Raw genomic sequence first — 20,912 nt, forward strand, 5'->3', positions numbered from 1 at the left:
CGGTTTGCGAACCGGCTGATTGCCCGATTGGGGAGAGCCTGTCCGTTTGCCGCTAATGCTTATCAATAATCCCCTTCATTTCCAGGGTTCGAATAATTTCATCAACCAGGGCTTCTGGGGCGAGGGTGCCGCCCTGGAGCCGAAGTTCTGGATTTTCCGGCGCTTCGTAAGGGGACGAGATGCCGGTGAAGTTCGCGATTTCGCCCGCGCGGGCCTTGCGATATAGGCCTTTTGGATCGCGCGTTTCGCAGATTTCCAAAGGGGTGTCGACGAACAGCTCAAAAAACTCGCTGTCTTCAAAACGCTCGCGGGCCAGGCGCCGTTCAGCCCGGAACGGGGAAATGAACGAGACGAGGGTTAGAAGCCCAGCGTCAACCATGAGACGCGCGACTTCTGCAACACGGCGGATATTCTCGACGCGATCCGATTCGGTGAAGCCAAGGTCGCGGTTCAGTCCGTGGCGTACGTTGTCGCCATCGAGAATGTATGTGTGACGGCCGAGGGCGTGGAGGCGCTTTTCGAGCAAGTTGGCGACCGTGGATTTTCCCGAGCCAGAAAGGCCCGTAAACCAAATGCAGCAGGCCTTCTGGCCTTTCATCGCGGCGCGCTGGTGTTTGTCGATATCAACGGCTTGCCAATGGATGTTGTGCGCGCGGCGCAGCGCGAAGCGGATCATACCGGCGCCGACTGTTTCATTTGTAAGTCGGTCGATAAGGATGAAACCGCCGGCCTCGCGATTATCAGCGTAAGTGTCGAAGACAATGGGCTTAGACAGCGAGAGATTACAGAGGCCGATTGCGTTGAGCTCCATTTCGCGACCTGCGGTGTGCTCCAACGTTTCAACGTTGATCTTGTGTTTCAGCTCGCTGATCTGACAGACGGTCGATTGCTGACCACAACGGAGAATGTAGGGGCGTCCACGCATGAGCGGACGTTCGCTCATCCAGACGATGTCGGCTGCGAATTGGTCGGCGACCTCGGCCCGCACATCCGCAGCGCAAATCACATCGCCGCGGCTTACGTCGATTTCGTCGGCAAGTGTTAGAACCACCGCGTCGCCAACGGTGGCGCGTTCCAAATCGCCATCATAAGTCACGATGCTTGCGACTTGGGTCGATCGCCCGGCGGGAAGTACCGTGATCCTGTCACCAACGCTTACGGATCCTGCTTGGATCGTACCAGCATAGCCGCGGAAATCGAGGTCCGGACGACACACCCATTGAACCGGCATCCGCAGCGGTGCGGAGGCTATCGAGCTGTCAACAACGACGCTTTCCAGATGCTGGAGAAGAGCGGGGCCACGATACCAAGGTGTGCGTACGCTCAAGGATGAGATGTTGTCGCCATCGAGTGCCGAGATCGGAATTGCAGTGATGTTCGTGAGGCCAAGTTCTGCGGCGAAAGTTCTGTAGTTGCTTTCGATTTCGGCAAATCGCGTCTGATCGAAGCCCGCAAGATCCATTTTATTGATGGCCAGGACGATGTGTTTGATGCCGAGCAAGTGGGCGATGCAGCTGTGTCGTCGCGTTTGGGTGATGACGCCTTTTCTGGCATCGACAAGTATGATTGCAAGGTCGGCGCTCGATGCTCCAGTGACCATATTGCGCGTGTATTGTTCGTGACCCGGAGTGTCGGCGACGATGAACTTGCGTTTGGATGTTGCGAAGTATCGATATGCAACGTCGATTGTGATGCCTTGTTCGCGCTCGGCTTGCAGGCCGTCGACAAGCAATGCCAGGTCAATCTCACGACCGGTTGTGCCGTAACTGCGGCTTTCGTTTTCCAGTGCTTCCAGAGTATCGTCATGGACCAGCTGGCAATCGTAAAGCATGCGGCCAATGAGCGTGCTCTTACCGTCGTCGACGCTGCCGCACGTCAGGAAGCGCAGGAGCGGCATGTTGGCTTCAGCCGCTTCATTAGTGGCTGAAATCGTTGGCGAAGAATTTGGGGTGAAGCGGCTTACGGCGGTCTCTGCCATTAGAAGTACCCCTCCTCCTTCTTCTTCTCCATCGAGCCGGATTGGTCGCGGTCGATGACCCGGCCCTGCCGTTCAGATGTGCGTGACGCTTCGAGTTCGGCGATGATTTCTTCGACGGTTGTAGCTTCGGATACGATGGCGCCCGTGAGCGGATAGCAGCCGAGCGTGCGGAAGCGCACCATACGTTGTTGCGGGATCTCGCCGGGTTTCAGCGGCAAACGGTTGTCGTCCACCATAATGAGTGCACCGTCGCGCTCAACGATGGGGCGCGGGGCGGCGAGGTATAATGGGACGATCGGAATCTCTTCTTGCGCGATGTAGTCCCACACGTCGCGTTCGGTCCAATTCGATAGGGGGAACACGCGCATGTTTTCCCCAGGCGCCAAGCGACCATTGTAGAGATGCCAGAGTTCCGGGCGTTGCTGTTTGGGGTCCCAACGGTGATCGGCTGTGCGGTGAGAGAATATCCGCTCCTTAGCGCGCGACTTTTCCTCGTCACGGCGCGCGCCACCGATTGCAGCATCGAAGCGATATTTCTCAAGTGCCCGACGCAAACCTTGCGTCTTCATGACGTCCGTATGCAGAGCGCTGCCGTGGCTTATTGGACCGATGCCCTGCTCGATGCCTTCCTGATTCATGTGGACGATCAGTTCGAGACCGTACCGGTGCGCGACGTTATCGCGAAAGGCGATCATTTCGCGGAACTTCCAGCCGGTATCGACATGAAGCAAAGGGAAGGGCGGTTTCGCGGGATAAAAGGCTTTGAGTGCGAGATGCAGCAGGACGGAGGAATCCTTGCCGATCGAGTACATCATCACTGGACGCTCGAATTGGCCTGCGACTTCGCGAAAGATATGGATCGCTTCCGACTCCAAGTCTCTCAGATGACCGGTATTTCTCACAGAATTTGGTCCCTCGCTCCCCTGTGCCGATGGCATACTCAACTTTGAAAGCCGCTGTAGGGCCCGCAGTCAAGATCCGACTGTTAGCTTATGGGCTATTGTGGGCTTGGTTTGACCAAGGGGAATGGGGCTGTGGTTACGCGAGTGGCCCGTGAGCCACAGCTGGGTGTGTGCAAATGGCACTCCGTTGGCCTTATCCGGTATGTCGGGCCGAGACCATTAGCTTAAGTGTGCGCCGTCTTCATCATATTTTGAAGACGGCTTATGTGTTGCGCGGGATAACCTGCCCTATCTCCTAAGATCCTTCAGTGAGACGTTATGGCGATCTCCGAGGCAGGGCCGACTGATATGAAGTGCAATGCGATAGGTGATGATGTGAACCTCACGATAACCTCGCAAGCTGACGCCGGCGGAAAACCAGCCGAAGCGGCGCTTGATATTGCGAAGCAATGCCAAACGTGGCTTCGCGAAGGCCGGACGATCGGCCTAGCGACTGTCGCGGACACCTGGGGATCGTCACCTGTTCCAATCGGCGGTCAGATGGTGATAGCCGATGGTGCAAATTTCCAGGGATCGGTTTCGGGTGGCTGTGTCGAAAACGAGGTGATCGTGGCGGCGACCGAGATCATTGAGACCGGTACGCCGCGGCTGCTGGAATTCGGCATCACCAATGAGACGGCTTGGCAGGCCGGGCTGCCGTGTGGCGGGCGCATTATGGTGTTTGTCGAGCGGCTTACGCCAGATGATGATTTGGCTTTCATCGATGAAGTGATTACGGCGCGCGAAGGTCGTCGTCCGATCGTCGCGTTGCGTCAGCTTGATACGGGTCAGCGAGACCTTTTCAAGCCGGGCGATAACGCGCCAGCTGAAGTCAAGGAGCGATTGGCTTCCGGGGACAGTGGGCTAGCCCAAGTGGATGGACGTAAAGTCTTCCTTCAGGCCGTGGTGCCCCGTGCTCGTATCATCGTTATCGGAGGAACGCACACAGCTCAGGCTTTCGCATCGATGGCACCGTTGGTTGACCTTGATGTTGTCATCGTCGATCCCCGTGAGGCGTATGCAGCCTTGCCGCGTTTTCGAGATCGAAACGTTATTGTTGCCTGGCCACAGGATGCGATACCGGAACTTGGCCTTGATGAGTATTCGGCCGTGGTTACGCTTTCGCATGTCGAGCACATTGACGATGAAGCGCTCAAGTTGGCGGTGAAGAGTGACTGTCGCTATATCGGAGCGCTGGGGTCCACACGTAATCACGCAAGACGCCGAGAGCGGCTCGCTGCTGCCGGCCTTGCGTCTGAAGAAATCGATCGTGTGCACTCGCCGGTTGGGCTCGACATTGGGGCGCGGACGCCTGAAGAGATTGCGCTTTCAATCCTAGCTGAAATTGTCCTGACTTATCGGGGACCGCGGAGAAAATGAAAATTGGCTGTGTCATCCCGGCGGCTGGCTTTTCGCGTCGGTTTGGCGCTGCCGACAAGCTTACCGCGGAACTCGATGGGACAGCATTGGTACGCAAGGTCTGCGAAGCCGTTGTCGCGAGCCGCGTTGCAGTGTGCCTCGTCGTAACGCAGCCCGCCGCCGTGAATGTGGTTACGGCGCTCCTCGGACTTCCGGTTTCCATCGTTGAAAATCCGAAAGCCGCGTTGGGGATGGGAACTTCGATCGCCGCGGGGGTTGCGGCATTGGACACAAGTGTCTCCGGGGCGTTCGTCCTGCCAGCGGATATGCCGGGCATGACGTCGGAATTTTTAGATCAATTGATCGCGTGCTTTGCAAGCGAGGGTGGGCGCAAGATCATTGTGCCGGTGACACCGAGCGGCGAACAGCGCAATCCTGTTTTGTGGCCGGCAGCGCATTTCGAAGCGTTGAAAGCTCTCGGCTCTGAGGGCGGCAAGAAGCTTCTCGATGAGCTGCGTGAACAGGTCGTTCAAGTCCCGCAAAGCGATGCCAGTTTGTTCGCAGATGTCGATACGCCGGAGGACTTTGTTCGTTTGCTGGGTGGGCGTGTCCACTGAACGAGGTCAGGGCGCGGGCCTCAAGACTTCGATCGTCATCTTCCAGCGCGCGTGCTTTTCGCGCTCCTTAAGCCAATATGCCGCGAGGTCCGGTCCGGATAGCCATTCTCCGCTCAGGCTGTTCTTCTTTCTGTAGTTTTGCCAGTCAGCGGATGTGAAAACCCGTTTGAATAGATCGGCGTAGTAGGCTTGAGCTGCTTTGGTCATGGAGGGTGGCCCGACGACAGAGCGCTGCATGAAGTAGTTGAAGTCCATGCCGGTTTCCCGAAGAGTGGGAGTAGATTGGAATTGGGTGATCCTTGCCGGGGTAATGGCTACGATTGGCTTGGTGATGCCGGCTTCGTAGTACTTGCGTTGCTCAGACGGATTGTTGACCGTCGAGTCGCACAGCTTCTCGGTTAGCTCCTTGGCTACCGCGCCGCCGCCTTTGAGGGCGCGATAGGACATGTCGAGTCCGAAGGTGGCATTCAAGAACTCCGTCAGTAAATGATCTTCAGCTCCTGTCCCCGTACCGGACATGACCCAATCCTTACCCTTGGTGCGTGCCTCGCGTACGAAGTCCTCGATCGTGTTGATGTCTTTGCGGTCTGTATGCACCCAGAGCAGAAACACATCTTCGGCCAAACGCGCGATGGGTGCGAAGGCGCCGATGTCGATCTTGAGTTCCGGTTTATCAATGGGTGTTGTGTAGAAGCTATTGAGCGTGAACAGAATTATATGGTCGTCGCCGGCGCGTCGCTGCAACTCCTGAAGTGCGTCTGCGCCGGAGTTACCTGGAATGTTCACGACCTCGAATTTTGCCTTGGTCAGTTGATTGCGTTCGATGAGATCGACAATGAAGCGGGTGGCCTTGTCCGCACCGCCGTCGCGACCCGCCATTACAATAAACGTTACGGGCTTGTTTGGTTGCCATTGAGCCGCTGCTGTTACGCATGTGGAGAGCAACGCGGCCAGGATGAAGGCTACGCCTATCCTGAGTTGGCGAAGATGCAATCGCAGCATCCTATCCTCCAAGTTCTTAGGCGATTTGCCTTGCAGCGAAAGCGCACCGCTGCCGGAGCGAAGCTATTTCACCCAGATTTCGACGCGACGATTGTAGTTGCGGCTGGCGGGGGTGTCGTTGCAGGCCACGGGTGCTAACTCGCCGTATCCTTTGGCGATTGCGTTGGTGACGCCGGATTTTTTTAGGAGATCTGCGACTGCCGTTGCGCGTACCTCAGAGAGTCTTAGGTTCTCGTCGTAGCCGCCAACAGCATCGGAAAAACCGAGGACGAGTAGCTGGCGGTCGCGGAATTTGGGTGATTGCACTGTCGTGACGAGGCGCTCAATGTCTTGCCGACCTTTGTTGTCGAGCCCGACTGATCCACTTTTGAAGCGGAATGTCGTCGTGAGCCGTTCGGCTTGAGCAATCTCGCTGATCAGTTGGCGCATTGCGTCGAGATCGAAATCTTCATCGTGCGCGTTCAAAGCGTAGGCGATCCGAGCCCCCTGGTCTCGGAAGGTGAGGGAGTCGCTGCCCAGATCGATAAAGTCGGTGCGTGCAATGGCAGGCTGCGCTTGCTCAGATAAGGTGAAGTCCAAGAAGCGAGCTGCGAGCGGATTTTTCGGGCGTCCCGGCGTGTACAAGTAGAGGCGGCGGGTGAGCGGGTATTCCTCGGTCTTCATTGCGAAGCGAGAGGGCCGGGAGATAAGACCACACGAGGATTCGATATTGAGAGCCTTGGCATTTCGCTGGTAGGCAATGCTGGCAAATGTAATGCCGGAGGGGTCTGCAATTATCCAGTTTGATCGTTCCGCGTCATCGGAGGTGCGCTTGGCGCTTTCGGCCATTTGTTTGCCGTTCGGTTCAAGCACGAGCGTTTGGAACGTGTCCAACGTGCCGGACCCGTCCGCTGGGGCATAGAGGTTGATTGCTCCCTCTCTGCCACCAAGTTCGGACCAGTCGGTTATTTCGCCAGCAAATACCCGGGCGAGATCGGTAATTGTTATTGCTACGACTGGATTGTCCGGCGAGACCAGGACGACCAAGCCATCCAGTGCCAGGACATGCTCATGTGTGGGTGCATGCATATTGCCGAGTCCGGCTGCGGCGAGGCCGGTAGCCTCCAGATCGGCGATCGGTCGCGATGACATCGTGAGTTCGGAGGTTTTCGCGCGGAGTTCGGTGAACGCAGTATCGGAACCTTGCCGACGGAGATCGATGGTTCCTGCGTGACGTCCGTCTGATGATGTCAGCTTCACCGTCGTATTTTTGGGATCAGATCCAACCGCGGTGGAAACGGACAGTCCCAAAGTGTCAGCGTAAGCCTCAATCAGAGCAGGCATAAGCGCATGACCGATAGTGTGGGAGCCGGCTATGGCCATTTTACCCGACGCTGCTAGTGGCGCTAATTTGGCCGGTATCGGCTGCGTTGTCGTCGTGAGATTCGGGCAGGCTCCGCCGATGCATTCAAAGCGTGATGCGTCTGCCTTCATGCGACCGACGAGAGGGGATAGGACGACGTATGTCCGTCCGTCGAAGGAAACCAAGTCCCCTACGATTTCAAAGTCTCCGCCTTTGAGGCGTAACCGAACCTCTTCTGCCGCAGCGGTAAATGAAGATATCAATGAAAATAGTATTAGTACGCACACGGCCCTTGCGGAACTGACCCATCCGGCCATTGCCCACCCTCCCCACGCAAAACTCTAGCGGTGCCGCGTTATCGTTTCGGCCCGTCCGCGGTCAAACAATCTTCCAATATTGTTTTTCCTAGGGGCGCTCCGGTACAAGAGCGCGTGTTTTTGATCTTCATGGTTGATTTTTTACGCATATCATCCGGCGCCAAAACGAACCAGGAGAGCCCCCTCTCGCATTTTTCAATTTAACTAGGTGCTTGTCGGGGGCGCGATCTGTTTCGGCGTCGTGGACTCCGCGGGTTTAGCCCCTTTGGTTGCGGGCGTTTCATTCAACACCTCAAGCAGTGGTGTCAAACCTTCTACGTCAACGAGTTTGAAGATTTCGATGTCCCGACGCGCCTTTTCGCTCCAACCGGCGATGGTGAGGACACGCTCGGCTTTGGAGAACAGGCCATGATTGCGTACAGGCTCGGCGGTCCGGATCTGTTCGGCTTTGGCTTGGTCGAGTTCGATACCCTTGTTTTGCTCCAGCTCGCGGAGCCGTTCTTTGCGTATCTCTGTTAGATCCGTATCGCTGCTGCCCGTTTCTTCGTTCTTTAGTGTCTTTAGTTCAGCGCGGGTTGGCCAACGCACGAGGTCAAGGTCGTCAAGGACGCCAGCGAGCTGATTCATGGCGAGGGCTTTGGCGGATTCGTCTTGATTGTCCGAATCGGTGCTGAAGAGATTTGGAATGACGAAGTAAGACGCGTGATTGTGGTAGATGAAATGACGGCGGACCCACTCGATATCAGCGCCGGGTGCGCGTGCGATCGCCATGTCCATGGCCGAGCGAATTTGCGCGATGACCATGGAGCTCGTGCGCGGTCGACTCGGCGGCGTTGATGGTGGGTTGAGGACCATGAGGACGAACAAGCCGAGGTCGATGCCGATGCTCGCGAGTAAAGCGATCAGGTCGCGACCTGTAATGGGCTGGCCACTTTCCGTCTGACTGTAAGCCTGCTCACCTCCCGAGATTACGTAATTGAAGAGGCTGCTTGAATAGGCACCGATGTTTGACCAGAGGTTCTTGATGGCATTTGCGACGCCGGCTGGACCTTCATTGAAGGAGGCGACCCGCAGATCAAGGTTGGCGGGTTCATCGGCTTGATCTGCCGCTTGACGCAGGCGCTGGGCCAACGTCGGATCGTAACAGGAAAACCCGGCTTTTCCTGGCGGGATGGAAACCACTTCCGCCAGCGCGCGCATTTCTGTGGCGACGGATTTGCCCAATTCATTGCTACGCGACGCGATGTTGCGCGCATGGGTCCGGATGTCTCGCGCTTTTGCCTCAAATTCGCGTTGCCGCTCTTCGACCGTGATGCCTTCCAGGCCTGCGGCTGATTTTCGCAATTCCTCGATGTCGGTTTGAACCGGAGCGATCCATGAGGTGGTGATGCTTTCGCGTAAGGAAGCAACGGCGTCCCGGACGCTTAAGCGCGCATTGTAAAGGGGCCCACGTCCGGCGCCTGAGGGCTGGCCGCAACTCCCTCCACTCGTTTCTTCGCGCGCCATCTGGCTTTCGGACCACGTGACAACGTTGTCTAATTGTATGCGTACTGCGTCCAGCCGAGCTGCAACAACGGAGCTTGCGGCCCGGGCGTCTTCCTGAAGCCCCGACATGCTGGTGCGGGTCGCCTCTTCGCCGGCAATGAGGCTCCACCAGAAGCCGTAGCCAAAGCCGATCGACCAGACCGCCAGGAATAAGTAGAGCGGGAAGGTGATGAGGCGATCGCGCAACGAACGTCCAGCGCCAAAGGTTTCGCGCAATGCGAGCCACATGAGAAATGTCAGAGCGACAACAACGGCTATGACGAGGAACTCATTGGAGACAGAGAGGCCGCCGGGAATTTCCCGTCCTTGGCTCGCTGGCGAGGTTGAGACACCAACGATGAAATCGTTCATTCCGCTCCAGGTTGCGTAACCTGAGATGGCCAGCAACATAAGCGAGGCGATGCCGATCAGCGTATTGCGTCCGAACAAGTAATCGAGCCACCGGACCTTGACGGAGCCGGTGCCTGATTTCGGTTCTGTCATGGTCGTGTCCCTTCCGCGAAACTGGCTCGGGCCGAGTATAGGAAAAAGTCGGGGCCTGTCGTGCCGCTTTCGCGTGCATGGCGACCTGTCATTGGACAAGCGTAGCGCAGCTGCAACGGCTGGGACGGAAATCGCTCGATCTATTCTCCGCGCGATCCGGATCGCGACACAATTTGAGTTCAAATATTATGGAGCGAACGGAAGAGTTTGGGAGTTTGAATAGAGGGCTGTGACGGCGGATGGGCGAAACTGATCTGGCGGGGCGCTGGTGTGGCTTTGCGGATGCGGAACAGATCACCAGGGGTACGGTGATCAGAGAAGCGCAGCGTTTATGAGGGCCCTAGCGCTTGTTTCGGTTATTGCCGGGACTTTGGCCGTTCTTGCGGAAGTCTCTGGTACGTCGACGGCAATCGCAGCGAAATCTCAGCAAACGCACCCCATTGTGCTAGCGCAAAAAAGTAAGCGCGCACCTGAACGTCGCGCGCGGCAGGTCCGGGATATACCCTTGCCGGAAAGGCCAATGGATCCCGGTAAGTCTCCTGCGAAGCCAGCCACGAAGGATGTTGCAATACCGGTGCCCAAAGCGGCGGCCGAACCTGAGCCTCCAGAACCTGACGAATGGTCTCAAGAGGAGGTCGCCCGGGCTTTACGGGACTGCATCAAAATGCTCGGGCCTATTGCGGCGGAGGTGGACGTCACGGTTCCCATCAAGAATGGAGCTTGTGGGGCAGCGGCCCCCGTGCGTTTGCGTCGGATTGGATTGGTGAACCCGGTTGTGCTCTCGCCGCCCGCAACGATGAATTGCTCGATGGTTGCTGCCCTGCACCGCTGGGTGGAAACGCAACTTCAGCCTCGAGCGAAAGAACTGCTCGGCTCTGAAATTGTCGCCTTTGAAAGCGTGTCTGCCTACAGTTGCCGGATGCGAAATGGCACATCGGTCAACAAGCTCAGTGAGCACGCGTTGGCCAATGCCATAGACATTGGGAAGTTCAAGACGGCGGATCGACAAGTCATTTCGGTCGCTCAGGATTGGGGGGCGACCGCGCGAGACATCAAGGCTGCGCGCGCGGGGCGCCCCCAAAAAGAAGATACAACTAAGAAGTTGGCGCCGCCCATTCCCGCTTCCAAGACCGCACAGAAGGCCAGCTTATCGAAGTCTGATGGTATTCCGCTTCCTAGCCGAAGGCCTGAGGCTGAAAACAGCCAGACGAATAATACCGGCGAGACAGAGACGGCCCTCAAGCCTGCAACGTCGAACAAGGCCCGGTTTCTGAAATCGATTCATGAAAGCGCGTGCGGTATATTTGGGACCGTGCTGGGGCCGGAGGCCAATGAGGCGCATCGCGATCATTTTCATTTCGATCTTGCTCACCGTCGGCGCCGAGCCTTTTGTGAGTAGATTTATTCGTCAAAGCCTCGATAGGCCGGCGCAGGACGACGACAATCAGAGCGTGCCTTGGCGGAAAGAGTTTCGTTTATTTATGCTTGAGCCGCTTGGACTGAAGGCTCTGGATGGACCGGTAGAAATCAAACCCCAGATGGTCATGGTGTAGGTAATCGGCAGGCTGCAGAAGCTTGATATCGAAGGCTATACCAATCGATTTTTTATCTATTCTCGAAACAGTTCCGGCCAATTCCGTCTTGTCCAAAAGCACGATGCTGACGGCCTCGCCGGTCTCTGGGCATAGGCCGTCACGTATACGCAACTTGGCCCCAGAGGCAGAGATGTCGAGCAGTTCGCCGACGAGGTCGCCCTTGGGCGTCCGGACGACAATAAGTTGTTCGGTATCGTCGCGTTTATCGCTGCGACGGTCTTTGGTGGATTGGCGATCCTTAGTACTTGTCCGCCCGCTGACGTGCGCCATGCTGCTACCTTAAGGTCCCTAAAGTCGTGAGAACCCCAGAGTTTGGCCGCAACATATTGATATTCGGTTTGCGAGATCAAATCGGCCTGATGGCGCAAACTCGAGTGTGGCTACACTTAAATCCTTGAGCAGATGTTCTGTGTAACAAGTACCCGAGACAGGGACGTCCTGTAACATTTTTGACTCTTGACGCGAACTAATTGCGTGATGCGGATATCTCAAAACGCTATATTTACGAATTCAGCAATTCCGAAGTCTTGACGCAGATTCTCCATGAAGTTACCCCGCGATAGGGGAAGTCGAATTGAATGATTCGATTTTAGGGGGATATCTAGATGATCGTGATCGTCGACGAGCGCGAGCTTGTCATCAACGGTTATGCGTCAATGTTCGATCGTGAGGGTGTGGCGACTACAGGGTTTTGTCCAACAGAATTCGATAGTTGGTTTACGGCTGCGCCGGATCCGGACCTTGGATCAATTGAAGCTTTTTTACTTGGAAACTGTGACGGGCGCAGGTCGCTTGCACGGATTATAAAGAAAAGATCGTCCGCTGCCATTATTGCGATGGATGATCAGAAAACTCTCGACGAAACTTTGGATTTATTCGCCGCCGGCGTTGACGACGTCGTAGGTAAGCCAGTCCATGTGCGTGAAATCATGGCGCGAATTGGCGCAATTGGTCGGCGCGCAAAAACTTCTGATAATGAATTGGAGGCTGGCCCAATCGTTGTGTTCTCCGAGGGAAGAGATCCCGAGGTTGGAGGGGTGCCGCTTCCATTGCCGCGGCGTGAATTGCGCATTCTGGAATATCTCGTGCGCAACCAGGGGCGCCGGGTGACGAAGGCGCAGATTTTCAACTTCGTTTACGGACTGTTCGATCGCGAAATCGATGACAACGTCGTCGAGAGTCACATCAGCAAACTGCGCAAGCGTTTGCGGCAGCGCCTCGGTTACGATCCAATCGATTCAAAGCGTCATCTTGGCTACCGGCTGCATTCGGATTGAGCGTTAGTTTGTCCTGCCTGAAGTGCGTTAACACATTATTAACCTTTGAGTTTTTGTACGAAATTGGAGCATTGCTGTAAGGCCCGCATAAGTCCCGCGTGATGTCATCGCTCCAACTGCTTTTATTGATCCAGCGAGGGACGATCTAATGAGCGTGTACAATTTGATGCGGACGGGTGTGTCCGGCATGGGGGCCCAGTCCAACCGTCTTGGTACGGTTGCTGACAACATCGCCAATGCAAGGACCACCGGTTACAAGCGCGCTTCAACTGAGTTCGCAGCTCTCGTCCTCGACAATCACGGCACCAACTATGCTTCGGGCGGTGTGGAGTCCAAGACCCGCTATGCGATTAGCCAGAAAGGCACGCTTGAGTATTCGGCGTCGGGTTATGACCTCGCGATCAATGGCCAGGGCTTTTTCATGGTCGGCGATGCTGAGGGCAGGGTCTCTTTAACGCGTGCGGGTGCCTTTGTCCCGTTGGAAGATGGTACGCTCATGAATACGGCCGGCTTTCGCCTCATGGGGTATCCGATCACCAACGGCAACACAGGGGCGGTGATCAACGGTACGGCCGGCCTTGAGGCCGTCAATATTCGTAGTGTGACGCTCGTGTCGGAGCCCTCGACAGAAGGTGTCATGACGACCAACCTGGATGTCAACGAAGGCATTGTGGCTGCGGGCAGTTTGCCGTCCGACAACGTGGCCGGTTCGACGTTTACGCATACGTCTTCGTTGAAGGCATATGACAGTGTCGGCCGAGAAGTCATTCTCGACGTCTACTATACGAAGACGGCCGCGAACCAATGGGAAGTTGCCGTCTTTGATCGTGATGACGCTGCTCCTGGAGGCGGGTTTCCTTATGCGGCGGGCCCATTGTCCACGCAGACGCTTACGTTTGATCCCACCACGGGCGCGCTTGATGCCGGCAGCTTCACGGACATTACAATTCCAGTTCCGAACGGTTCCAGCCTTGTTATCGATCTGTCGGCAACAACTGAGAAGGGCACGGGCTATACTGTTCTTGATGCGGAAGTTAATGGTAGCGAACCGGCTGCAATTGAATCGGTCGAGTTTGCCGATGACGGCATTATTTATGCGGTCTACGAGAATGGAGCGCGCTCCGCGATCTACCGTATTCCGCTGGCCAATGTTGCGAGCCCTGACCGACTGAAGCCGGAATCCGGGACCGTCTTTTCAATTACCGCCGAGTCCGGTGATTTGCAGATTGGTTTTCCTGGAGAGGGCGCGCTCGGAACCATCTTTTCCGGTGCTCTGGAGAGCTCCAACGTAGATCTCGCGAGCGAGTTGACGACGATGATCGAGTCTCAGCGCAACTACACAGCGAACTCCAAAGTCTTCCAGACAGGTTCGGAACTCCTCGAAGTTCTGGTCAACCTGAAACGGTAACGCGCACTAGTTTAGCAAAGCAGGGTAGGGGTCTCATTCAATGTCGCTGTCTGTTGGCTTGGATATCGCCAAGCAGGGTCTCAGGACAACGTCTGAGCAAACGGCGATTCTGACGCGTAACGTTACGCGGGCGGATGACCCTTATGCATCGCGTAAGGTCGCGCACCTTATTACTTCCATTACCGGAGGTGCGCGGCTTGGGACGGTTCAACGGCTTGCCGATGAGGCCCTGCTGGAAAACCTCATGAGGTCGGCTTCCAGTCATGAAGCTCAATTGGCGATCGCCGATGCGCTTGATGCGCTCGATGCTACAGTCGGCGATCCCGAACTCGGAGCGTCTCCTGCCGCTATGATGCAGGAGCTCATGGATAGCCTGCAGGAATATGCGGCGCGGCCACACGATGCGATTGCCGCGCGGGCCGCTTTGGATTCAGCAGTGCGTGTCGCCGAGTCCCTGAATAACGCCTCTCAAGAAGTGCGAACTGTACGTGAGCGTGCGGACGCCGACATAAATAGAAGTGTCGAGAACCTTAATCAGCTGCTCAAGGAATTCGATAAGGTCAATGAGCAGATCATTAAGGGTACGCAAGCTGGACTCGATGTCACCGATCAGCTCGATAAGCGCGATGAGCTGTTGCGCAACATCTCGGGCGAAGTCGAGGTTCGCACGGTTTTGCGTGCCAACAACGACATGGCGATCTTTCTAAGCAATGGCGTTACGCTCTTCGATAAAGGGCCGCGTACTGTTTCCTTCACGCCGACACCAACGCTGCTTGCTGGACAGACCGCCAACCAGGTCTATGTCGATGGCGTGCCGATGACAGGATCGGTTACGGGGCGTATCGCGGGGCTCATGGAGGTGCGCGATACCATCGCGCCGACCTATCAAAGCCAGCTTGATGAGATTGCGCGCGGGCTTGTCGAAGTTTTCGCAGAGAGCGATCAAAGCGCGGTGCCGACGCTGCCGGATCTGCCGGGCTTGTTTACAGCGCCTGGACTTACGGGTGTTCCGGCATCGGGAGTCGTTGTTGATGGTCTCGCGGCATCCATCATGATCAATCCCAACGTCGATCCCGATGCTGGTGGAGATTTGATGCGGTTGCGCGATGGTGGGATTTCCGACCCTCTCAACCCAGCATATGTCTACAACGTGGATGGAGCGGCCTCTTATTCGGACCGGCTGCATGGTCTTCTGGAGAAATTCGGAGCTGTGCGAAGCTTTGACCTCTCAGCTGAGGCCGGAAATTCCGCAACGTTGATCAACTATGCGTCTGCGTCCGGCGGATGGCTCGGTGAAGCTCGCTCTGCGGCGAAAAGCGAAGCTGATTTGAGGGGCGCAGTGGTGACCCGGTCGGTTGAGGCGTTGTCGAACGCTACCGGCGTCAATGTCGATGAAGAGATGTCGTTGCTGCTCGACCTTGAGCGCTCGTATCAAGCGTCGTCGCGTCTCATTTCGACTATCGACAACATGTTCCTCGCGCTGCTCGAAGCCACAGGATGACGATATGAAAATCAGTCAGGTTTCTACATCACACATTTCGACGAGCTTGCGGGCATCTGTTGCTGAGCTTCAGTCGAAGTACTTGGTCGCGCATAAAGAGTCGCTTACGCTTCGTGCTGCCGATATGGGGTTGCATCTCGGGAACCGGACCAGTGAGGTGTTGTCCCTGCGCGCTCAATTCTCTCAGATCGGGAGTATTAAGCAGGCCAATGACAGTATCGCGATCCGTATGGACACAACGCAGGCCGCATTAACGGCGATTGTTACGGATGCGGAAGATTTCCTCACGCAGCTTATTCCGATGCGCGATCGCACAATTGGGTCCGACGTTGTGCAGGATCAGGCGAAAACGCGGCTCCAGGCTCTGATGGAAATCCTCAATACCGGCCTCGATGGCGCGAATATGTTTGCCGGCATAAACACGCAGAATAAGCCGATTGTTGACTATTACGCCTCACCAACCGCGACCAATAAGGTTGGGATAGACGCGGCGTTCTCTGCTGCCTTCGGCGGGCTTACTCAAGATAACCCTGCGGTTGAAACGATCGATGCTGCAACCTTGCAGACGTTCCTTGATACGGATTTTGCGCAGAAGTTTGAGGAGCCTGCTTGGTCTGCGGAATGGTCGGATGCGTCGGATGCCGTACGCTACGACAAGATTTCGCTTACGGAGCGGATCCCGACTTCGGTTTCCGCGAATGCTGAGCCTATCCGTAAGCTGGTGAAGGCTTACACGATGATTGCAGAGCTGGGCCTCAACAACATGAATGATCAAGCCTACGGCGTGATCATCGACGAGGCGACGCGACTTATCGGTGAGGCGATTCCTGGGATCGCTACGCTTCAGGCCCAGTTGGGCAACTCGCAGGAGCGCTTGGAGTACGCGAATAACAAGATCGACAAGCAGATCGCATTACTGAACGAGCGTGTCGGCGAAATGGAAGGTGTCGACGGCTACGAAGCTCAAGTGCGCGTAAACGAGCTTAAGACGCGCATCGAGACATCCTATGAGCTGACAGTACGTATCCAGAGTCTCAGCCTCGTGAATTACCTCCGATAGAGACGGTCGAACATAGGGACAAAGGCAAGAGAGCGGCGCCATGTATCAATTTTCATACACGGATGTACTTTCAGATTCGTCAGCCAGCGCGCGCGAGTTAGAGGGTAAGGCGCTTGATCATTCGATCGAGCTATTGCGGAAGGCTGCAGAGGTCGGCCCTAATACCAAAGAGGCGACCGAAGCGATCTATTTCTTGCAGCGCTTATGGACCGTGCTGCTTGAAGATCTTTCCAATCCGGAAAACGGATTGCCTGATGAACTGCGCGCGCAGGTGATTTCAGTTGGTATATGGATCCTCCGAGAAGCCGAAAAGATCCGCCAGGGTGAGGTTGCAAGCTTCGATGGACTAATCGAGGTTTCGGTTGCCATCCGTGAGGGGCTTGAATGACTTCGAGTTTCAAAATCCATCTGCGGCCCAACGAGCGCATTTATATAAATGGCGCCGTGGTGCGGGTGGATCGCCGGGTTTCGCTCGAATTTCTGAATAACGTGACGTTTCTTCTGGAAACGCACGTTATGCAGGAAGCCGATGCAACGACACCAACCCGGCAATTGTATTTTGTAGTTCAGTCGATGATCATTGATCCCGCGACAGCGCCGTTGGCGCAGAAGCTGTTTGTATCGTCGATGCTTGTGTTGCGTAAAACCGTGACAGACGCGGCGATCCTTAACGGATTGGACGAAGTTGAACTTCTCGTGGAGAGTGGACGTTCGTTTGATGCGCTCAAGGCGATCCGTGGCCTCATCTCTCTAGAGGACGAAATTTTGCGGCAGCAGCCTGACGATGGGTTGTTAGAGCGCGAACAGGAAGCGGAGATCGCCTGATGTCTACAGACCCCATATTTGCAATCAGGAACTACGGACAGACTTATGAGTCGTCGTCATCTTCGTCAGCGCGCAACGTGTCTCTTGATTACGATACGTTTCTTCAGCTCCTGATCGCTGAAATGCAAAATCAGGATCCGCTGCAGCCTATGGATTCCAGCGAGTACGTGGCACAGCTCGCTTCCTTCTCTAACGTCGAGCAAACAATTGTGACCAACAACAAGCTCGATGAGCTGTTTGCGGCAACGATGATTTCGCAGGCGGGTAGCATCATCGGCAAGACGATCACTTCCGCTGATGGTGAGGTGACAGGCGTTGTCGAATCTGTTCGCTTCGTTACCGGTGGTGCGATTGCAATTCTCGAAGATGGTCGCGAAGTGGTTATGAGCAACGGCATGATGCTGTCAGAGTCTGGGGCTACGCCTGATTCGGAACCTGAGCCCGAAGCATGAACGAAGCTGATGCACTAGATATTGTGCAATCGGCCATTTGGGCCGTGCTCATGGCTTCGAGCCCGGCCGTCATTGCCGCGATGGTTGTCGGTATCGCCATCGCGCTTTTACAGGCTTTGACGCAGATCCAGGAGATGACGCTTACGTTCATCCCGAAGATTATCGCAATCCTGCTGATATCGCTTGTTTCTGCTCCGTTCGTGGGCAGCATCATTATGTCATTCTCGACATCACTATACGCGCGAATAGAAACGGGATTTTGATGTTGATGGCTCGCCCGAGGGCGGCTTGGCGCAAGGTTTCGCCCTCAAGAATCATGCGAGAGCGAGTGTATGCTCGCATTTGATTCTAAACGGTTGAGACGCAAATCATGGAAAACACGGCGTCCTCGGCGCTGACCGTGCCACGTGAAGGCTTCCGCGACATTGGCTTCGCGGTAGCTATCATCTTCATGTTGACGGTTCTGTTCCTGCCTTTACCACCCATCATGGTGGATTTCGGGCTGGCGCTGTCGATTGCTTTTTCCGTTCTGATTCTCATGGTGGCGTTGTGGATTCAGACGCCCCTACAATTCTCCTCGTTTCCGACGGTGCTGTTGCTCGCAACAATGATGCGGCTCGCGCTGAATATTGCCACAACGCGGCTGATCTTGACGGATGGCTCCAAAGGGTCCGATGCCGCGGGGCATGTGATCGGAGGATTTTCGACCTTTGTAATGGGCGGTGATTTCGTTATCGGGATTATCGTCTTTGTTATCCTGCTGACGGTCAATTTCATCGTTATTACCAAGGGTGCAACGCGTATTGCGGAAGTTGGCGCGCGCTTCACGCTGGATGCTATCCCCGGTAAGCAGATGGCGATTGACGCTGATCTTTCGGCTGGCCTGCTCGATGAAAAGGAAGCTCAGCGGCGACGGCGTGAGCTGGAAGAGGAAAGCTCGTTCTTCGGTTCGATGGACGGTGCCTCGAAGTTCGTACGCGGTGACGCGATCGCGGGGTTGATCATCACTGCCGTTAACATTTTTGGCGGTATGATCATCGGTGTGCTCCGGCACGGGATGTCCGTGGGCGAGGCTGTTGACGTCTTCACGCGCCTGTCGGTGGGTGATGGCTTGGTCACCCAAATCCCTGCACTTATCGTTGCGCTTGCCGCAGGTATGATCGTGTCTAAAGGTGGCACGAAGGGGTCTGCGGAAAAGGCGGTTCTTGGACAGCTCGGTAATCATCCCAGAGCGCTGTTCATGGCCTCCATGCTGATGTTCATCTTTGCGCTGTTGCCGGCGCTACCCTTTGTTCCGTTCGCACTCATTGGTGCGGTCCTGGCTTTCCTCGCGTATTCGATCCCGCAAAAGTGGGCAGAAGAAAAGGCAGCTCAGGAGGCTGACGCCCTCAAAACCGAGATGGCGGCGCAGGAGAAGGCACGCGAGTCGGTCAAGGAATCTCTGAATACTGTCGAGATCGAGCTTTGCTTCGGCCGCCAGCTTTCATCGGGCTTGGCAAGATCTCATTCGGAGCTGGCGCAACGTGTTGCGAAGATGCGGCGCAAGTTTGCGCGGCAGTACGGCTTCGTCGTTCCCGAAATCAAGCTGTCCGACGACCTGCTTATCGAGTCGAAAGCGTATCAGATCAAAATTCACGGTACGGTTATGGCCAACGAGGAACTTCGGCTCGGCGATATGCTGGTGATTGTCGGCGATCGCAAGCCACCTCAGGTTCCTGGCGAACCGGCACGCGAGCCAGCTTTCGGCATGAAAGCAATGTGGGTTCCGCAAACGCTTGCCAAGGACGTTAAGAACGAAGGCTTCGTACCCGTCGACAACCTTTCAGTCCTGTTGACGCACTTAAGTGAAATTCTGCGCAACAATCTGGCTCAGTTATTGTCCTACAAGGATATGCGTTCTTTGCTGGACCGCTTGCCGGCGGAGTATCGCCGCCTTCTTGATGAAATCGCACCGCAGCACATTTCTTATTCGGGAATCCAAGCTGTCTTGAAGTTGCTTTTGGCGGAACGTGTTTCCATCCGAAATCTACATCTCATCCTGGAAGCGATTGCGGAAATCGCACCACACTCCCGGCGGACAGAGCAGATTGTTGAACATGTCCGTGTCCGTATTGGTCAGCAGATTTGTGGCGATCTCTCTGAAAACGGTGTTCTGAGTGTGTTGCGATTGGGCAGCCGCTGGGACCTTGCGTTCCATGAAAGCTTGAAGCGGGATTCGAATGGAGAAGTTGTTCAGTTCGACCTCGATCCGCGGATGATTGAGGAATTCAGCAAGGAAGCTTCGAAGGTCATTCGCGGGTTTATGGATAAGGGCAAGAACTTCGCTCTTGTGACGTCGCCAGATGCCCGCCCTTATGTGAGGCTCATTACAGAACGTTTGTTCGCGAACCTACCGGTTCTATCGCACGTGGAGATTTCGCGCAGCGTTCAAGTTGAGTCGCTTGGTACGATTTCGTGACGGAGCTCGCGAGCGACGCGATTGTGACGGTGCTCGTCATCTTCTGCCGCATCGGTGGATGTTTGATGGTCGTGCCGGGCTTTGCGACGCCGCGCATTCCCATGCAGATCCGGCTGTTTGTCGCTGTTGCGGTGACGTTGGCGCTGTCTCCGGTTCTGATGCCCGTAGTAAAGTCGGCAGGGCCTGACCCGTCCTTGGCGATATTGCTTCCTTTAATGGTGCTTGAAACCATTGTGGGATTGATGATTGGGCTGATGGCGCGTGCATTTTTCGCCGCGTTACAGTTTTTTGCGATGGCCATCGCTTCGTTTGTTGGCGTCGGCGGCATGATGGGCGCGCCGATTGACGACGTGGAGCCGGCCGCGCCGTTGTCTGTATTGATTACGACTACGGCGACCGTGCTCGTGTTTCTCACGGATCGTCATTGGGAGCTGCTGGCTGCGCTCCTCGATTCTTATTCGGCTATTCCTGTGCAGGGCGTCGGCGAGATGCAGGGACGTTTGATCCCTGTTGTCGATGCGCTTTCGCGTTCGTTCTATTTGTGTTTGCAGATTGCAAGTCCATTCCTTGTCTATTCCCTGTTGGTCAACCTGATGTTCGGTATCGCGAACAGGCTTGTGCAGCAGATCCCAGTTTATTTCGTTTCGATGCCCTTCGTTATTGCGGGCGGTCTGGTGCTTTTGTTCTTCACGGTGACGGAACTCTTGAGGATCTTCATGGCGGGGTACGCGAGTTTGCTGGCAGGGGGGTGA

Annotated in this window: 19 protein-coding genes; 13 read left to right on the forward strand and 6 right to left on the reverse strand. The window is 55.7% G+C overall.

Annotation, left to right across the window (positions count from 1 at the left end; all coding sequences use genetic code 11):
- Window positions 1–52 precede the first annotated feature (52 nt).
- Both cysN and cysD read right to left on the reverse strand, forming a co-directional pair.
- Entirely contained in the window at window positions 53–1,978 is a 1,926-nt protein-coding gene (gene cysN / locus K5845_RS19350) for a sulfate adenylyltransferase subunit CysN (protein WP_082101182.1), read from the reverse strand.
- The gene (cysD, locus tag K5845_RS19355; RefSeq protein ID WP_287959721.1) at window positions 1,978–2,916 is read right to left on the reverse strand and encodes a sulfate adenylyltransferase subunit CysD; all 939 of its coding nucleotides are present in this window, start codon (window positions 2,914–2,916) and stop codon (window positions 1,978–1,980) included. Before cysD ends, cysN begins: the two co-directional genes overlap by 1 nt.
- Before the next feature lie 282 nt (window positions 2,917–3,198).
- Here cysD and K5845_RS19360 point away from each other — a divergent pair, with 282 nt between their 5' ends.
- Entirely contained in the window at window positions 3,199–4,299 is a 1,101-nt protein-coding gene (locus tag K5845_RS19360) for an XdhC family protein (protein ID WP_287959722.1), read from the forward strand.
- Window positions 4,296–4,895 (forward strand): nucleotidyltransferase family protein, encoded by a 600-nt coding sequence (locus K5845_RS19365; protein ID WP_046479292.1) that lies wholly within the window; start codon window positions 4,296–4,298, stop codon window positions 4,893–4,895. Before K5845_RS19360 ends, K5845_RS19365 begins: the two co-directional genes overlap by 4 nt.
- A 6-nt stretch (window positions 4,896–4,901) precedes the next feature.
- Here the strand turns inward: K5845_RS19365 and K5845_RS19370 are convergent, their stop codons facing one another.
- The 3 genes from K5845_RS19370 to K5845_RS19380 form a co-directional block, all read right to left on the reverse strand.
- Complete coding sequence (locus K5845_RS19370; RefSeq protein WP_046479293.1) at window positions 4,902–5,897, reverse strand: Bug family tripartite tricarboxylate transporter substrate binding protein; 996 nt, start codon at window positions 5,895–5,897, stop codon at window positions 4,902–4,904.
- Between the two features lie 63 nt (window positions 5,898–5,960).
- Window positions 5,961–7,556 (reverse strand): phosphate ABC transporter substrate-binding/OmpA family protein, encoded by a 1,596-nt coding sequence (locus K5845_RS19375; protein WP_287959723.1) that lies wholly within the window; start codon window positions 7,554–7,556, stop codon window positions 5,961–5,963.
- A 204-nt stretch (window positions 7,557–7,760) separates the two neighbouring features.
- Window positions 7,761–9,584: a hypothetical protein gene (locus K5845_RS19380; protein WP_287959724.1), complete on the reverse strand. Its 1,824-nt coding sequence runs from the start codon at window positions 9,582–9,584 to the stop codon at window positions 7,761–7,763.
- A gap of 331 nt (window positions 9,585–9,915) precedes the next feature.
- Here K5845_RS19380 and K5845_RS19385 point away from each other — a divergent pair, with 331 nt between their 5' ends.
- On the forward strand, window positions 9,916–10,983 hold the full coding sequence (locus K5845_RS19385) for an extensin family protein (protein WP_046479295.1): 1,068 nt from the start codon (window positions 9,916–9,918) through the stop codon (window positions 10,981–10,983).
- Between the two features lie 76 nt (window positions 10,984–11,059).
- Here K5845_RS19385 and K5845_RS19390 read toward each other — a convergent pair whose 3' ends face one another.
- Window positions 11,060–11,449 (reverse strand): PilZ domain-containing protein, encoded by a 390-nt coding sequence (locus tag K5845_RS19390; RefSeq protein ID WP_046479296.1) that lies wholly within the window; start codon window positions 11,447–11,449, stop codon window positions 11,060–11,062.
- A gap of 335 nt (window positions 11,450–11,784) precedes the next feature.
- On the opposite strand from K5845_RS19390, the gene K5845_RS19395 reads away from it, so the two are divergent.
- The 10 genes from K5845_RS19395 (at window position 11,785) to K5845_RS19440 (ending at window position 20,912) form a co-directional block, all read left to right on the forward strand.
- Window positions 11,785–12,456 carry a response regulator transcription factor gene (locus tag K5845_RS19395; protein ID WP_046479297.1) on the forward strand — a complete coding sequence of 224 codons (672 nt, stop codon included), beginning with the start codon at window positions 11,785–11,787 and terminating at the stop codon, window positions 12,454–12,456.
- A 148-nt stretch (window positions 12,457–12,604) separates the two neighbouring features.
- A complete protein-coding gene (locus K5845_RS19400; RefSeq protein WP_046479298.1) occupies window positions 12,605–13,864 on the forward strand; it encodes a flagellar hook protein FlgE in 1,260 nt (419 codons plus the stop codon).
- 40 nt (window positions 13,865–13,904) lie between these two features.
- Entirely contained in the window at window positions 13,905–15,365 is a 1,461-nt protein-coding gene (flgK, locus tag K5845_RS19405) for a flagellar hook-associated protein FlgK (protein ID WP_046479299.1), read from the forward strand.
- A 4-nt stretch (window positions 15,366–15,369) separates the two neighbouring features.
- Window positions 15,370–16,425 carry a flagellar hook-associated family protein gene (locus K5845_RS19410; protein WP_046479300.1) on the forward strand — a complete coding sequence of 352 codons (1,056 nt, stop codon included), beginning with the start codon at window positions 15,370–15,372 and terminating at the stop codon, window positions 16,423–16,425.
- Window positions 16,426–16,465: 40 nt separating this feature from the next.
- Entirely contained in the window at window positions 16,466–16,813 is a 348-nt protein-coding gene (flaF, locus tag K5845_RS19415) for a flagellar biosynthesis regulator FlaF (protein ID WP_046479301.1), read from the forward strand.
- Window positions 16,810–17,250: a flagellar biosynthesis repressor FlbT gene (flbT, locus tag K5845_RS19420; RefSeq protein WP_046479302.1), complete on the forward strand. Its 441-nt coding sequence runs from the start codon at window positions 16,810–16,812 to the stop codon at window positions 17,248–17,250. Before flaF ends, flbT begins: the two co-directional genes overlap by 4 nt.
- A complete protein-coding gene (gene flgD, locus K5845_RS19425) occupies window positions 17,250–17,702 on the forward strand; it encodes a flagellar hook assembly protein FlgD (protein WP_287959725.1) in 453 nt (150 codons plus the stop codon). Before flbT ends, flgD begins: the two co-directional genes overlap by 1 nt.
- On the forward strand, window positions 17,699–17,965 hold the full coding sequence (gene fliQ, locus K5845_RS19430) for a flagellar biosynthesis protein FliQ (protein WP_046479304.1): 267 nt from the start codon (window positions 17,699–17,701) through the stop codon (window positions 17,963–17,965). Before flgD ends, fliQ begins: the two co-directional genes overlap by 4 nt.
- A gap of 107 nt (window positions 17,966–18,072) precedes the next feature.
- Window positions 18,073–20,160 carry a flagellar biosynthesis protein FlhA gene (flhA, locus tag K5845_RS19435; protein WP_046479305.1) on the forward strand — a complete coding sequence of 696 codons (2,088 nt, stop codon included), beginning with the start codon at window positions 18,073–18,075 and terminating at the stop codon, window positions 20,158–20,160.
- Entirely contained in the window at window positions 20,157–20,912 is a 756-nt protein-coding gene (locus tag K5845_RS19440) for a flagellar biosynthetic protein FliR (protein WP_046479306.1), read from the forward strand. Before flhA ends, K5845_RS19440 begins: the two co-directional genes overlap by 4 nt.

The sequence above is a fragment of the Filomicrobium sp. genome, from assembly GCF_025698805.1.
GTDB classification, from domain to species: domain Bacteria; phylum Pseudomonadota; class Alphaproteobacteria; order Rhizobiales; family Hyphomicrobiaceae; genus Filomicrobium; species Filomicrobium insigne.

Coding starts and splice junctions, on each gene's coding strand:
- cysN (WP_082101182.1), bottom strand. CDS start 1,978: ATGGCAGAGACCGCCGTAAGCCGCTTCACCCCAAATTCTTCGCCAACG.
- cysD (WP_287959721.1), bottom strand. CDS start 2,916: ATGCCATCGGCACAGGGGAGCGAGGGACCAAATTCTGTGAGAAATACC.
- K5845_RS19360 (WP_287959722.1), top strand. CDS start 3,199: ATGGCGATCTCCGAGGCAGGGCCGACTGATATGAAGTGCAATGCGATA.
- K5845_RS19365 (WP_046479292.1), top strand. CDS start 4,296: ATGAAAATTGGCTGTGTCATCCCGGCGGCTGGCTTTTCGCGTCGGTTT.
- K5845_RS19370 (WP_046479293.1), bottom strand. CDS start 5,897: ATGCTGCGATTGCATCTTCGCCAACTCAGGATAGGCGTAGCCTTCATC.
- K5845_RS19375 (WP_287959723.1), bottom strand. CDS start 7,556: ATGGCCGGATGGGTCAGTTCCGCAAGGGCCGTGTGCGTACTAATACTA.
- K5845_RS19380 (WP_287959724.1), bottom strand. CDS start 9,584: ATGACAGAACCGAAATCAGGCACCGGCTCCGTCAAGGTCCGGTGGCTC.
- K5845_RS19385 (WP_046479295.1), top strand. CDS start 9,916: ATGAGGGCCCTAGCGCTTGTTTCGGTTATTGCCGGGACTTTGGCCGTT.
- K5845_RS19390 (WP_046479296.1), bottom strand. CDS start 11,449: ATGGCGCACGTCAGCGGGCGGACAAGTACTAAGGATCGCCAATCCACC.
- K5845_RS19395 (WP_046479297.1), top strand. CDS start 11,785: ATGATCGTGATCGTCGACGAGCGCGAGCTTGTCATCAACGGTTATGCG.
- K5845_RS19400 (WP_046479298.1), top strand. CDS start 12,605: ATGAGCGTGTACAATTTGATGCGGACGGGTGTGTCCGGCATGGGGGCC.
- flgK (WP_046479299.1), top strand. CDS start 13,905: ATGTCGCTGTCTGTTGGCTTGGATATCGCCAAGCAGGGTCTCAGGACA.
- K5845_RS19410 (WP_046479300.1), top strand. CDS start 15,370: ATGAAAATCAGTCAGGTTTCTACATCACACATTTCGACGAGCTTGCGG.
- flaF (WP_046479301.1), top strand. CDS start 16,466: ATGTATCAATTTTCATACACGGATGTACTTTCAGATTCGTCAGCCAGC.
- flbT (WP_046479302.1), top strand. CDS start 16,810: ATGACTTCGAGTTTCAAAATCCATCTGCGGCCCAACGAGCGCATTTAT.
- flgD (WP_287959725.1), top strand. CDS start 17,250: ATGTCTACAGACCCCATATTTGCAATCAGGAACTACGGACAGACTTAT.
- fliQ (WP_046479304.1), top strand. CDS start 17,699: ATGAACGAAGCTGATGCACTAGATATTGTGCAATCGGCCATTTGGGCC.
- flhA (WP_046479305.1), top strand. CDS start 18,073: ATGGAAAACACGGCGTCCTCGGCGCTGACCGTGCCACGTGAAGGCTTC.